The organism is Cyclobacterium jeungdonense (assembly GCF_010994275.1).
Taxonomy (GTDB): Bacteria; Bacteroidota; Bacteroidia; order Cytophagales; family Cyclobacteriaceae; genus Cyclobacterium; species Cyclobacterium jeungdonense.
The window spans coordinates 93549-107354 of sequence record NZ_WMCD01000005.1; the positions used below are offsets into that span (position 1 = coordinate 93549).

Genomic DNA, 13806 nt, shown 5'->3' on the forward strand with positions numbered 1-13806 from the left:
CAGGCATTTTTTTTAAATTCTTTCTTAAATTCGACAGATAAATTAATCATGAATAAAAAAAGAATTGCCGTCAACGGTTGTGGAAGAATAGGTCGCCTGACCATCAAGCTAATCCTGGATCGACCCGATTTAGAGCTGGTCGCCGTAAATGATTTGACCGATACGAAAACCCTGGCCCACCTGTTGCAATACGATTCCGTTCATGGAAAATATTCTCAGCGATTTGTTGAAAAAGACGGCAACATCCTGGTAGGAGACAAAACTATTCGGATTTTTGCTGAAAAAAACCCAAAACGAATCCCTTGGGGAGAATTGGGTATTGATGTGGTTTTAGAAGCTACCGGAAAATTTACAGACCGGGAGGGAGCAGCCCTGCACCTGCAGGCTGGAGCCCGAAAAGTGATTATCACCGCCCCTTCCAAAAACTCCGATGTGCCCATGGTCGTACTAGGCGTCAACGAAGGGATCCTTAAAGGGGATGAAACCATTGTATCCAATGCTTCCTGCACCACCAACTGCCTGGCCCCAATGGTAAAGGTACTGGACGAAGCATTTGGGATCGTCAAGGGCTACGTTTCCACAGTCCACTCCTATACCAACGATCAAAACCTCCACGATGCTCCCCATCGGGATCTACGAAGGGCCAGGGCAGCAGCATATTCCATTATTCCCACCACTACCCATGCCGCTAAGGCCGTGGAGGTCGTTTTGCCCAAACTCATAGGTAAAATCGAAGCCTCCGCTATGCGCGTACCGGTGCCGGATGGTTCCTTAACGGATTTAATCGTCCTCTTAGAAAAGGATGTCGATGCCAATACGATCAACAATGCATTTCTTGAAGCTTCCCTGACTGACTTTAAGGGAATCATCGAATATTCAGAAGATCCACTGGTATCCATCGATATTGTTGGTAATCCTCATTCTTGCATTTTAGACGCCGGGCTCACTTCTTCTATGGGAAATCTGGTTAAAGTGGTGGGCTGGTATGACAACGAATCCGGCTATTCTAACCGGCTGGTGGAACTGGTTACTAAGATTTGATCCCTACCGAAGGGTATTCTCCAACCAGAGGTATGGTAAATCGCCCTCCACCCACTGATCAAAATACCGGGTATAATCCGAGCCAAAAACCATGGATCCCAGTAATATATCCAGATCTCCATCTCCATCCATGTCCCCGACATCCATAGCCATCCAGCGACCCGTCGAAGACCCAGGAAAAGTACTGGCTACAAAGCTACCATCACCTTGGTTTTCCAGGTATACAAAACCTTCCTGCGGAGCATTTTCAAAGTCAGGAAAAAAAGAAATTGCCGCAATATCCAGGTCGCCATCCCCATCAAAATCGGCCGGAATTGCCTTGTAAGCCCCGGGTAAAGGGTAAAACAATTCTTCCTCAAACCGGTTTTGGCCATCATTGATAAAAATGCGAATGCCGTGATAGGGTTTGGTAATCGGATCGTAGTCTGCGTTGTCACCAGCGGTATAGATAATATCCAGGTGCCCGTCATCATTGAAATCGACCAGATCGAAATAACTGGAACCGTAACTGGGAGGAAACCGCAAGACTGGTTCTTCAACGAAATTGCCATTACCTTGGTTATGGTAAATAAAAATGCCCTCATCTCCCTGCCCGAAAAGGGCGATGATATCCTGTCTCCCGTTGCCATTCAGATCACGCATATAGGCCTTGGTCGCACCAGGCTTGCTTTGCAAAACGAATTTCTGAAATTTACCGGCCCTGTCCTGCTTCCACCAGCTTAGACTCCCGGTTTGTTTGCCATATTCACAAATTAATAAATCATCCATTCCATCTCCATCCAAATCACCTTTATCCAGGTGAACGGGGCGTTGCAGGTTTTGTGCCAAAATACGGGTCGGGTCTCCGGGCCCTTCCGGCAGTTGCATCACATAGCCCAGGTCCATATCTGTAGGATTAAAGGTACCGATGACCAATGCATAAGTGCCGGAATCGTCTTTGTGGATCCAGGAAGTTCCCTCAGGAATCCGTGCCGTTTTCATTACCTGAAAATCGGAATCCATAATGGCCAAGACAGACCTGCCCACATCACTGATATAAAACCGGTTGGGCGCGTCTATTTTAACCATGAGCGTCATGGGATTTTTGGTTTTACTCCCGGGCTTTTTCAGGTTAAAATAAGGCAGGCCGACCCGGGCCGGCTCCCGTTCTATCAATGCCAATTTATCAGGTGCTTCTTCCAGATAGTAGGCGCTTATTTTTTGAAAAATCAGGGTGTCCAGCGTGGGGGTGAGCGGAAAGACGCCTCTTTGTTCCACGATCTGTCCAGCCCTTCCTCCTTCCAGTATCCAATCCCGAATGGTATCATTGGCATAAATCCCATAGTAATGTCCCATTCTGGGTAGGATGGTTTTCCAGGTTTCTTTATCCAATAGGTTGGGATCCGGCATTAGATGGCAGCCGGTACAATACCTGGCTGCCAGGGTGGATGCAGGCTGCTCCAAAAGGGAGGGATCAGGCTCTTTCCTGGATTCGCTCATCAACTGCGGGTTTTCCTTTTTCTCTTTGGACCCGGGCCCACAGCTCCAAAGAATTGCCAGAAAAATCCACAGAAACCAATGCCTGCTACCGCTAATGCCCAAATAGCCCATCATGCCGAAAAATATTGGTAAACGGATTGCTTAGCTATCAATTCAAGCAACATGATGCATGGACAGTATTTCATATGTTTATAATTGTCTTTAAGCGGCCATATGGAATCTCGCATGCTTGATAATCATCCCTCTGTGTGTCGATCTCGTCATGCTCGATTTCATCTGTTTATAATTTTTTTTTATTGGTCATAACTTGTCCCGTACGAATATAAAGGTTCGCCTTTACATGGGAATAGGATTTTTAACTTTTTAATCTTCCCCCTGTCATATATTTAGTGTAAGGGCAACGAAAACGTGACGACGTTTGACCAATAGAATCCTTCTTTAAATTGGCAGGCGAAGGATTTGTAAGCTAAACCTGCTTGCAATCAGCCTGCTTTGCTTCTTCTAATATGAAATAAATACTGAATAGTCGCATATAAAGTAGAGCCGTCCACAGGTTTGGATAAAAATTCATCAATCCCTACCCGAAGGCATTTTGCCCTGGCAATTTCTGAAAGGTCTGCAGTAATGGCAATGATAGGAATTTTTTGATATTCGCTGCCGCAATGGCCTGAACGAATGGCATGGGTAGTCTCGTAGCCATCCAAAACGGGCATCTGTAAATCCATTAAAATCAAATCGTATCCGGGCGTTTTCAATTGTTCCAACGCAGCGGCTCCGTTTACTGCCATGTCAAACCCGGTGTTTTGCCAGGCCTTAAAAGTCGCTTTCATTATCAGCCGAATAACCGGATCATCATCCACGATCAATAATCGCTTTCCTCCCAGGTCAAAAATTTTGTTTTCCATTTCCTTCCCCACGTCTTCTGTTCAAAAAAATAAGCTTAACGCTGTCCAATAATTCCGTAATAATAGATATTTCAAAATTATCTTACAAGAATTTAGGATATATTACATATTTGCGACAATTAATTTCATTTTTCTATAATTTAAATTATAATTGATGACATAAGTGATCCGCTCCGATGAGTAATAATACCCGTAATCATGATAAAAGAATCTTTCGTACCACTTCTTGCTTTTTTGATCCTTTCGATTTCTTGTAACGACAGGGATGAACCATCCGCTCAGGGACGGAGATGGGGTACCTGATGATCTGGATCGCGCTCCCGATGATCCAACCAGGTGGTAAATTCGCTAAGTAATTAAAATTGCCTATATTTCCCGAAACCCCAACCCAGCAAACCCATTTCCATGCCGAAAATCAGGGTCTTTTGTGAAGAAATAAGCCCTCCGGACTGGAAGGAAATTGAACCTTCCCAAACCGGTAGTTTTCTTGATATCTGGCGGATTCCCCTTTCTTCGCCCGATCATATAATTGAACATTTAAAAGGATTGATGACCGATGAGGAAATCCAACAAGCCAATCGGTATCTTAAAAAAGAAGACCGGATCAGGCATATATTGGGGAAAGGATTTCTCCGTAAACTAATACAGCTCTACCTGAATGAACCACAAAAATCGATTCAGTTTGGTAAAAACCGGTTTAACAAGCCCTTCCTGATCGAAAGGGACCATTTTCATTTTAACATCAGTCACTCCGGTGAATGGGTAGTTATTGTTCTTGCTGATTGTGAAGTGGGGATCGACCTTGAACCGCTAGATTCCCGCTTTGAATATAAGGACCTGCTTGCTGGCATTTTTTCATCCTCAGAAATCGAATTTATTGAAAATTCCCCCATCCCTGTTCGCTCTTTTTATAAAATCTGGACACGGAAGGAGGCTTTGCTCAAAGGGATCGGGCAGGGAATCACCGACCAACTGAGTGAATACTGTCTACTGGATGGTCTTCAAGGATTCAATTTCTCCGGAAAAACAACCTACGAGCAATGGCACATTCGAAGCTTTATCATGAATTCGAACTACTATGTAAGTCTTGCCCTACCGTCAAAAAACCATCAACTACGATTTTTAAATTGGGATTCCTTGCCCTTTGGCTAGAATCCCCAGTACCGAATAACCTGATAACTCAGGTTGGCTTCCTGTATTTGCATGCTATCTGTTTTAAATCAAACGGCGCCAAAGGGGTATTATCCCCTCCAGGGCACCCAAAAAACCATCTCCTTCTGCGGCTAGCTTGCTTTTTGATTCCTGGAGTTTCACGATTTTTTCTTCCACTTAAAAAAAACAAGATTCTCCCTCGGGGTCATAAATAGGTGAATTCCACTTTTTCATCCCGAAAGTTCAAATACACTCGGTAGAGCAAAACCGGATTCAAGAAGGATTTTACTTTGGCAAGCTGACTTTTGTGTAGATGTGTAGAAATGGCAGACTCATACATTAAAATTAATTTTCTTTTCGACGTATAAAATAATTTGCAGCGGAAAACCTTGGATTAATGATTCTAAATACTTAGTTTAAAAAAAGTATAATTATGAAACCCCTTCCAAGTCAACTTTTATATACTATCGTCATGGTGCTCCTGGCTTCCTGCCAAAAGGAAAGCATAAGCACAGGTGACTTGCCCTTGATGGAATTAGAGGACATCGAGTTGATCCGTACACCCTATACAATTGTAAAAGTAATCCCATTGGAAACCAATGAAAATAACCTTCTTGGGGACTTTTTGACGGTAAAATTCTCTGATGCTGCATTTTTCATTTTTGATGAAAATGCAAGAGATGCTATCCATACTTTTGACCGCAAGGGTAATTATCAGGGTAGGTCCGTTGAAACCGGTGAGGGGCCGGGTATGGTTGCCAACATTAGTGATTTTATCCCCACTCCTGAAGGCACGGAAATCCTCAACGCCCAAGGTGATCAGGCGAAAATCATCCGTTTTGATAACAGTGGGGAAATCAAAGGAAATCTTAATCTCGATTACTACGGATCTTCCTTTACCAAATTGGCCAATGGTCACTACGTGGCCTCCGGTAGCTATAACCTTCCTCTGGTCGAAAACAGGCTGGCAATTATGGATGGACATGGCAATACTGTAAAGACATTTTTACCTAATACCCATGAGATTTTACCCATGCAGGAAAAAAACTTCTATACAGCAAATGAAACTGTATTTTTCCATGAAATTTACAACAATACCACCTACAAGGTGCTGGAGGAAAGTCTTGCCTCCCAATATCAATTTGATTTTGGAAAATACAGTATCCCCGAACGGTTTTTCGAAATGGATTGGATGGCCGGGTTTGAAATGCTCAACCAACAGGGATTTGCTGTCATTTCCCAGTATTGGGAAAACGAGGAGAAGGCTTTCTTTGGGGTAGACGTACAAGTGAACGGGGAGCGAAAAAACCATCAAGTCATTTTGGACAAGCACAACATGCAGGCCGGAAAAAGAATAATTTCCGCGAATGATTTAAATGCCTTTTACCATCCTGTAGGCGTATTGGATGAGCTCTTGGTATTCGTCGCACAGGCTCCGGCTTACTTAAAACTTGAGGCAGATCAATTGCCGGAAAACAGCCCGATAGTTCAGGAGGGGGACAACCCGGTATTGTTATTCGTCGAATTTTGAATCATGAAATTTCCCGGCAAGTGGAAATTAAAACGTTGATGCTTTGAAACAGGGTAACCATAAAATTTCATCAATAAATTGAAACTACTATTGCTCCCCGTTTTTATATGCGTTTTCGTTGGGTGCGGCCCTTTTGAAGAAAAAATTATTTTTCCTGGGAATTTACAAACCTATCAGGTAACAGACAGCATTCCCTTTATGGATATCTTAGAGGAGTATGATAGGGACATCCCGGCGATAATTGTTATTTACCACCGAGGATAAGGAAAAAATCATTCAGACACTGACGGAATCTGGATTTCCCTATCCGTTTATACATGATCCGAACGATACATTCAATGAAGAAAACCGAATTTGGAAGCATCTGAATTTTAAATAGAAAAATTCAATCGCCACCTTTTTTATGGAAGGGGATTTCATATCCGAATTGGGTGGTGCCGAAATTGGTATGAGGCATCTTTTCAGGGAGTAATTGGATGCCTTTAAAACCTGGAAGGTTTTTTTACTAATCCTCCAAATGCTGTAACACCACCTCCACTGCAGCCAATTGCCTGGAGGGGGCTGATTCTATTTTGGAGATGACCTGCACCCCATTGTAAAGCGTAAAAAGCAGGTTAGCAAAAGCTTTCAGGTCTTTGCCACGAGCAATTTCGCCCATCACCTCTCCGGACTTCAGGTAATCAAAAAACAACTTCTCAAATTGGATTTGATTTTCCCGTAGCATCGCTTTCATCTCGCTGTCTTCCGGTACCAATTCGGTGGTGATATTCACTAAAAAACAACCCCTGCGATCCGTATTTTCGCGAACGACGTGTTCAAACAGCTTTCTAAAACCCTCCATGACATTCGGCTGTGCATACAATAACTCAAAGTACGCGTTTTTGGTGCTGTCCTTGTAATTTTCAAAAGCCCTCATAAAAAGGTCTTTCTTTCCTTTGTAGGTATCATACAGGCTGGCGCGGTTGATTCCCAGGTGATCGACCAGATCCTGCACGGAGGTGGAGTGGTACCCCTTTTTCCAAAACAGTTCCATCGCCTTTTCTAAGGTTTCTGTTTCATCAAATGATTTTATCCTGGGCATCGGCAAATGGGGTATAATAGGGGATACCCCATAAATATATAGTTTTGGAATATTCATTCCAAAACTTAAATAAAAATTTTTAGTGGTGTTTTAGTTGGCGAATGTTATTTTTCCCATTAGGTCTATTTCCAGAGAATTTTCAGTTTACTTTTGGATTGAATTTAAACCGGGTATTCTAACTCTCAATTTTTTTAAATTGCTCCTACGGGATTGAAGCGAAAACGAAAATTTCCTTACTTTGTCCGGATGAATCTATTTGACAATCCGGCTTTTCCATCCAAAAACTTATTACCGCAAGACGGCCAGGTGTACTATCATGGCAAGGTGATCCCCGGAACGAAAGCCGATGGTTATTTTAGGGCCTTGTGGGATACCATTGCCTGGAAAAATGATGAGGCTGTCCTGTTTGGAAAAAAAATAGTGACCAAACGAAAGGTAGCCTGGTACGGTGATCAGGCTTATGCGTACACGTATTCCAATACAACCAAAGAAGCATTGCCTTGGACAAAGGAACTAAGGGAGATAAAAGCGATTGCGGAAAAGGCTACCAATGAAACCTTCAATTCCTGCTTGCTAAACCTTTATCATTCCGGAGAGGAAGGAATGGCCTGGCACAGTGATGGAGAAAAAGACCTGAAAAAACACGGGGCCATTGCCTCTATCAGTCTGGGAGCAGAGCGGAAATTTGCCTTTAAACACAAGGATAGCAAGGAAACTGTCTCCCTATATCTTGAACATGGGAGCCTATTGCTTATGAAAGGTACTACCCAAGACCATTGGCTCCATCGCCTGCCGCCTACCAAGAAAGTTCAGGCGGCCAGGATAAACCTCACGTTTAGATATATTAATCGGTAGTAAATTTTTATTGCCTTTTCAGAACAGCTTTAATGTTCACGAATTCTTTTAGTCCGAATCCACCGTGTTCGCGGCCATAGCCCGAATTTTTGACCCCACCGAATGGCATGGCAGGATCAGCTAAACCAAAGGTATTGATAAACACCATTCCTGTGTCAAAATGCTTCTCTGCCATTTCGATGGCCGCGTCTTCATCTTTGGAGAAAATACCTCCCCCCAGTCCGAAGCGGCTGTCGTTGGCAATGCGCATGGCATCTTCGTTATCCCTGGCTTTGATCAATGAGGCTACCGGGCCAAAAAGTTCATCGTCGTAAGCTGGCTGGCCTGGCTGGACATTTTCCAACACAGTGGCGGGATAGAAGAATCCGACTCCATCGGGAATTTTCCCTCCACAGGCTATCCGGGCTCCGTTTTCAACGCTGTTCACCACTTGTTCATGCAACTCTTGGCGAAGATCCTGGCGTGCCATGGGGCCCAATTGAGTGCTTTCCTCATTGGGGTCACCCGTTTTTACTTCACTCATAGACTTCACGAATTTGTTCCGGAATTCGTCATACACTTTCGCGGTTACAACAAAGCGCTTCGCAGCAATACACGTTTCGCCGTTGTTGTAAATACGGCCTTTCACGCAGGCCTTTACCGCCAGGTCGATATCTGCATCTTCAAAGACCAGGTAGGCATCATTACTACCCAATTCCAATACCGTTTTTTTCAACTCAGCGGTGGCTGTTTGCCCGATTTTTCGTCCTGCACCGGGACTACCCGTGAGGGTTACGCCTCGCACCAGTTTATTTTTTATCACCGCATCAGACTGATCGTGATTGATCACCAATGTGGTAAACAGGCCCTGCGGGATGCCAGCGTTTTTGTATATATGCTCCAGCAGTTTACCCGAGCCGGTTACATTTGAAGCGTGCTTTAATAACACAGCGTTACCTGCCATCAGGCTGGCTATCGAGTACCGCACTACCTGGTAACTTGGATAATTCCACGGCTGAATACCGTATACCACCCCGATAGGGGCATATGAAACGCGCCCCTTGCTTCCATTGACCATGTCGCGCTCCTCAGTTTTCAACTCCCTTGGTCCAATCTCAGCCGTATACTGGCAAATGGCAGCGCATAAATCCACTTCTTGCCTGCTTTGTATTAGCGTCTTCCCCATCTCATCCGTCATCAATTGCGCCAACTCTTCCTTGGCACTGAGCAGCGCTTTTCCGATCGCTTTTATCTGTTCAGCACGTGCTTCGACGGGGACTCCCCTCCACGTTAGGAAGGCTTGATGGCATTTTGAAATGGCATCTTCAACCTCTTCGTTGCTCATGTATTGGTAGTGATCAAGCATTTCTCCTGTTGTAGGATTAATGGTTTCTATTGTTTCTTTTTCACGCATCGTATTTTCCATTTTTTCAGATTTATACTTTTTATCCCTGCTCTGTTGGCATCAGGTACACATCGTTGATGTTTACCCTGTCCGGCTGATTTAAGGCGTAGAAAATGGCATTGGCAATATCTTCCGCTTCAAGGGTGGTCATCTCCTTCATTCCTTTCAGTTTTTCCTTAATGTCATCGTCCGTGATGGTTTCAAACAGGCTTGTATTCACGGCACCTGGCTCTATGGAGGTCACGTTTATACCGTACAGGGGTGCCAACTCCTTTCTCAAGCCCTCGGAAAACATTTTTACCGCTACCTTGGTGGCACAGTAGATGGCCCCGCCGGGGAAGTAATTGTGCGCTGCCGAAGAAGAAATGTTAATAATATGACCACTTTTATTCGTGCGCATCGTCGGCAACACTGCTGCCACTCCGTTGAGTACGCCTTTAATGTTGACATCTACCATCTTCTCCCACTCATCGGTCTTGAGTTTTTCGACGAATGATAGGGGCATCAGTCCCGCATTATTGATCAATACATCAATGGAACCGTACTCAGCCAGCGTTTGAGAAACGGCTTCTCCAAATTCAGCTGGTTTTGTAACATCCGTTTTTACAACCAATGCCTTACCGCCATCGGATACAATCTTATCTTTTAATTTATTTAGTTCTTTTTCACTTCGGGCACATAATACCACAGAGGCACCTTCCTTTGCCAATTTAGCCGCTGTAGCTTTTCCAATTCCGCTGGAAGCTCCTGTTATGATTACTACTTTGTTTTTCAAGTCCATCTTTTATTTTTTAGGGGAGTTTGTTAAGTCACCTTAAGCCAGCCAAAGATTAAGCCGGAAGTTCAATCGCTGTAAAACGCTGTCATAGGGACATCTCTACGCCTACAGATAACTATTTTTGAGATGGGATGGAGAAAAATGGGAATTTTATGACACTACTCATTTATCAGACCAAAACGCACTGTCGTTAGGTTATTTTATTTAAGCTCCCCTTTTAACCTTACTTCCGTAAAACGTTATTCGGGTTCTGTATTGGTGTATAATGCAACTCCTGCTTAAAAAATGCCTTTCGTCAGAAGCTTTCTAAACAATATAGTCTTAGAGAAATAAAATTCAGGTTATTTAGAATTAATTAATTCCCTGAAAGCTTTCGATGGCAAAGAAATTACAAAAGTAATCGAAAAAAGAGCTCACACGTTGAAAGGCTCCCCTAGGATTGAATTGAAACCCTGGAAATCCTTCCACAAAAAGGACCTGGCCGTAACTCCATGGCTTTAGATAGGGCACGCATACGCCAACCAACCACATCCTGATATTTTCGGAATTGCCTCCGTATTATAGGAATACCGATTGGAACAGTTCTTTGGCCCCAATCTTCATCACGATTATCAATACCGCTGTGTATGGAAAGGGGCTATCGCTTCATTTTTTCTGTACGTTTTTCAAGCAAAAACTTCCTTAACCGGCAATTCATAAATCCGTTTCCCCTTTAATTTGTACAAAGCATTGCACAAGGCCGGGATAAAGGGAGGGACAGGAGGTTCACCTACTCCGGTCGGTTTTTCGGTGCTTTCTATAATGTGCGTGAAAATCTTTTTCGGGGCCTGGGGCATGCGAATGATCTGGTAGCCATCAAAATTATTTTGAATAACCCGCCCATTTTCAAATTGAATGGCCGAAGAAAGGGCCAGGCTGGTAGCAAATTGTGCGCCTCCTTCAAATTGGGATCGGATACGGTCTGTATTGACAGGGATCCCGCAATCCACGGCATAATGTACTTCCGGAATGATCAGTTTTCCGGATTCATCTTCGGCTACTTCGACGATGCAAGCCACATAGGTAAGAAAGCTCTTGTGAGCCGCAAAGCCGAGGGTTTTTCCTTCCGTTTCCGCGCTGCCCCATCCGGACTCTTGCGCCACCCGTTCAATCACCTTTTTCATCCGGGCTGTATCCCAGGGGTATTCCTCAATGGCCTCTCCGTAATTGGGATAGGCTCCTTTCATTTCTTCGCTGAAAGCGAGTTTACGGTCTTCACCTAACAAAGAGAGCACATAGGCTACCGGATCCATTCCCTGGTCTTCTGCGATTTCATCCAGCATGCTACAGATAGCAAAGGCATGGTGAATGTTACTTACTGATCGAAGCCAGCCAACCCGTGTATGGGCCTTGGCCTCGTGCGACTCGATCCGAATATTGGGTACGTCGTAGGGAAAATCAGTACAGCCCAATCCCATTTCTCCATCTGAAGGATGCAATTCGTCGGCACTGGAAGTTCCTCCAATTGCCGGAAAAACGGTATGGTGATTCCAGGCGGCCAATTTTCCATCAGCGTCCAGACTTGCTTTGATCCGCTGTGCACTGTGAGAATGATAAAAATCGTGATGAATATCATCTTCCCGGGTCCATTGTACCCTTACCGGCTTCTCTATGGCCTTGGATAGCAAGGCAGCCTCCACCACGTAGTCAGGCTTTGACTTCCTTCCAAAACCTCCCCCCAGCAGGGTCACATTTACCTTTACCTGAGAGGCATCTATTTCCAGGGCTTCTGCCACGGAATCCCGGGCCCATTGGGGGTGCTGGGTCGGCGCCCATATTTCGATACTCCCATCCTCCTTGTAATCAGCCAGCGCTGTAGGAGGTTCGATGGTGGCATGGGCATAATAGGGGGCCCGGAAGGTCTTTTCAAAGGTCTTTCCTCCGCTGCGAAACGCCTTCTTTACATCTCCTCTTTCCCTTCTCAATCGCCCTTCCTGCAGGGTGCTTTCGATCATGGCTTCCATCTGAGTCGCGCACTGGTAATCCTGATTTTCTCCCAGCTCCCAATCCACCTCCAGGGCTTCCCTTCCTTTCATAGCGGCCCAGGTATGGTCTGCTATGACTGCAAGCCCTTCCAAAGGCTTATTCAATCCGGGATGCACCCCGTTTCCTGAAATTTGAACTACCTTATTTACGCCCGGCACTTTCAGCGCATTCTCCTCATTGTACGTACGGATCTTTCCGCCTACCACAGGACTTCTTAAAATTACCGCTATCTGCTGTCCGGGGAGATCCACGTCTGCCCCAAAAAGGGCTTTGCCTTCGGTAATGTCTTTGACATCGTAAATTGGTACCGATTTGCCTACCAATTTGTAATCGTCCAGCTTACGCAAAGTCAGGTTTTCGATTTCCGGAACGGGCATTTGCTGTAATAGCTCCACCAAATCTCCAAAAGAAACTTTTTGGCCAGAAGCCTCATGAACGACCATTCCCTGCCGGGTATCACAGCCGGAAGCATCGACGTTCCATTCTTCGGCGGCTGCTTTCACGAGCATGTGTCGGGCCGTGGCTCCGGCCCGCCGCATGGGTTCAAAAAACATTCGAATCGAATAGGATCCATCTGTATTCTGATCTCCGTAAGTAGCTTCATCGCCCACGGCCTGTTGAATTTTTACGGCTTCCCAGTCAGCCCCCAATTCATCTGCGACAATCATGGGAAGAGTGGTCCGAATTCCCGTGCCCATCTCGGAACGGTGGGCAATAATGGTAACCGTATTGTCGGAACCAATACTTAAGTAGGCATTGGGAGCAAAGGATACTATTTCTCCTTTGGGTCCGGAGCATTGAAAATTAATTCCTAGCACAAAACCCCCACCGATTAGGGAGCTTAGTTTCAAAAAGTCCCTTCTGCCGGGAATGAACAGCTTGCTTTTGTCGGCAGGCGCTTTTTTCGATAAAAACGGAAGTTTTGGTATCATGAGCGGATGGAATTAAGTGAAATTAAGACTTGGATGCGGTTCGAATGGCATCCTTGATTCGGTTATAGGTGCCGCAGCGACAAAGATTTCCTGCCATGGCCTCCTCAATTTCCGTTTCGCTTGGATTGGGGTTTTCTTTCAGAAGGGCGGCGGCATTCATTAGCTGACCGGTTTGGCAGTACCCACATTGCGGTACCACATGCTTCTGCCAGGCCTTTTGTAAAGGGTGGTTTCCATCGGCTGATAGGCCTTCTATGGTGGTGATTTTTCGGTCTCCTACAGCTGAAACCGGCAAACTACAGGAGCGAGTGGCTACGCCGTCCACGTGGACCGTGCATGCGCCACAAAGCGCTTGCCCACAACCAAACTTAGTCCCTTTAAGTGATAGCAGGTCCCGGATGACCCAAAGCAGGGGCATGTCTTCTGGAGCGGAAACCTCTTGCGTGTTTCCATTTACGGATAGACGGTATTTTTCCATGGCATCTGTTTTATGATAAGGAGCTTTAATATAATAAATTTCTAAAAAACCTGCAGACATTAAGTTACTATTCTTCTTATTTCCACTCATTTAGCCGAAAAGTAAGCGCTAAATTCGTAGGATTACGATATTTTCGTAATTTTACGAACATTTCGTAGGAAAACT

General features: G+C 44.9%; 11 protein-coding genes. 4 read left to right on the forward strand and 7 right to left on the reverse strand.

The window, feature by feature from the left end:
* Positions 1-48: 48 nt before the first annotated feature.
* On the forward strand, positions 49-1041 hold the full coding sequence (gene gap / locus GKS34_RS11920) for a type I glyceraldehyde-3-phosphate dehydrogenase (protein WP_163385056.1): 993 nt from the start codon (positions 49-51) through the stop codon (positions 1039-1041).
* A gap of 3 nt (positions 1042-1044) precedes the next feature.
* Here the strand turns inward: gap and GKS34_RS11925 are convergent, their stop codons facing one another.
* Complete coding sequence (locus tag GKS34_RS11925; protein WP_240459283.1) at positions 1045-2634, reverse strand: FG-GAP repeat domain-containing protein; 1590 nt, start codon at positions 2632-2634, stop codon at positions 1045-1047.
* Between the two features lie 368 nt (positions 2635-3002).
* Entirely contained in the window at positions 3003-3425 is a 423-nt protein-coding gene (locus tag GKS34_RS11930; RefSeq protein ID WP_163385057.1) for a response regulator, read from the reverse strand.
* Positions 3426-3830: 405 nt separating this feature from the next.
* Here GKS34_RS11930 and GKS34_RS11935 point away from each other — a divergent pair, with 405 nt between their 5' ends.
* Positions 3831-4577 (forward strand): 4'-phosphopantetheinyl transferase family protein, encoded by a 747-nt coding sequence (locus GKS34_RS11935; protein ID WP_163385058.1) that lies wholly within the window; start codon positions 3831-3833, stop codon positions 4575-4577.
* A gap of 433 nt (positions 4578-5010) precedes the next feature.
* The gene (locus GKS34_RS11940; RefSeq protein WP_163385059.1) at positions 5011-6108 is read left to right on the forward strand and encodes a DUF4934 domain-containing protein; all 1098 of its coding nucleotides are present in this window, start codon (positions 5011-5013) and stop codon (positions 6106-6108) included.
* A gap of 505 nt (positions 6109-6613) precedes the next feature.
* Here GKS34_RS11940 and GKS34_RS11945 read toward each other — a convergent pair.
* Positions 6614-7189, reverse strand: a complete 576-nt coding sequence (locus GKS34_RS11945; protein WP_163385060.1) for a TetR/AcrR family transcriptional regulator — start codon at positions 7187-7189, stop codon at positions 6614-6616.
* 246 nt (positions 7190-7435) lie between these two features.
* On the opposite strand from GKS34_RS11945, the gene GKS34_RS11950 reads away from it, so the two are divergent.
* On the forward strand, positions 7436-8044 hold the full coding sequence (locus tag GKS34_RS11950) for an alpha-ketoglutarate-dependent dioxygenase AlkB family protein (protein WP_163385275.1): 609 nt from the start codon (positions 7436-7438) through the stop codon (positions 8042-8044).
* Between the two features lie 7 nt (positions 8045-8051).
* On the opposite strand, the gene GKS34_RS11955 is transcribed toward GKS34_RS11950, so the two are convergent.
* The 4 genes from GKS34_RS11955 to GKS34_RS11970 form a co-directional block, all read right to left on the reverse strand.
* Positions 8052-9449, reverse strand: a complete 1398-nt coding sequence (locus GKS34_RS11955) for an NAD-dependent succinate-semialdehyde dehydrogenase (RefSeq protein WP_205602064.1) — start codon at positions 9447-9449, stop codon at positions 8052-8054.
* Positions 9450-9468: 19 nt separating this feature from the next.
* Entirely contained in the window at positions 9469-10209 is a 741-nt protein-coding gene (locus GKS34_RS11960) for an SDR family oxidoreductase (protein ID WP_163385061.1), read from the reverse strand.
* 662 nt (positions 10210-10871) lie between these two features.
* Entirely contained in the window at positions 10872-13163 is a 2292-nt protein-coding gene (locus GKS34_RS11965) for a xanthine dehydrogenase family protein molybdopterin-binding subunit (protein WP_163385062.1), read from the reverse strand.
* A gap of 22 nt (positions 13164-13185) precedes the next feature.
* On the reverse strand, positions 13186-13641 hold the full coding sequence (locus tag GKS34_RS11970) for a (2Fe-2S)-binding protein (protein WP_163385063.1): 456 nt from the start codon (positions 13639-13641) through the stop codon (positions 13186-13188).
* Positions 13642-13806 lie beyond the last annotated feature (165 nt).

Bases quoted from the DNA above. Each gene is read 5' to 3' on its own strand.
- GKS34_RS11935 (WP_163385058.1), top strand. From the start codon at position 3,831: ATGCCGAAAATCAGGGTCTTTTGTGAAGAAATAAGCCCTCCGGACTGG.
- GKS34_RS11930 (WP_163385057.1), bottom strand. From the start codon at position 3,425: ATGGAAAACAAAATTTTTGACCTGGGAGGAAAGCGATTATTGATCGTG.
- GKS34_RS11945 (WP_163385060.1), bottom strand. From the start codon at position 7,189: ATGCCCAGGATAAAATCATTTGATGAAACAGAAACCTTAGAAAAGGCG.
- GKS34_RS11925 (WP_240459283.1), bottom strand. From the start codon at position 2,634: ATGATGGGCTATTTGGGCATTAGCGGTAGCAGGCATTGGTTTCTGTGG.
- GKS34_RS11955 (WP_205602064.1), bottom strand. From the start codon at position 9,449: ATGGAAAATACGATGCGTGAAAAAGAAACAATAGAAACCATTAATCCT.
- gap (WP_163385056.1), top strand. From the start codon at position 49: ATGAATAAAAAAAGAATTGCCGTCAACGGTTGTGGAAGAATAGGTCGC.
- GKS34_RS11940 (WP_163385059.1), top strand. From the start codon at position 5,011: ATGAAACCCCTTCCAAGTCAACTTTTATATACTATCGTCATGGTGCTC.
- GKS34_RS11970 (WP_163385063.1), bottom strand. From the start codon at position 13,641: ATGGAAAAATACCGTCTATCCGTAAATGGAAACACGCAAGAGGTTTCC.
- GKS34_RS11965 (WP_163385062.1), bottom strand. From the start codon at position 13,163: ATGATACCAAAACTTCCGTTTTTATCGAAAAAAGCGCCTGCCGACAAA.
- GKS34_RS11960 (WP_163385061.1), bottom strand. From the start codon at position 10,209: ATGGACTTGAAAAACAAAGTAGTAATCATAACAGGAGCTTCCAGCGGA.
- GKS34_RS11950 (WP_163385275.1), top strand. From the start codon at position 7,436: ATGAATCTATTTGACAATCCGGCTTTTCCATCCAAAAACTTATTACCG.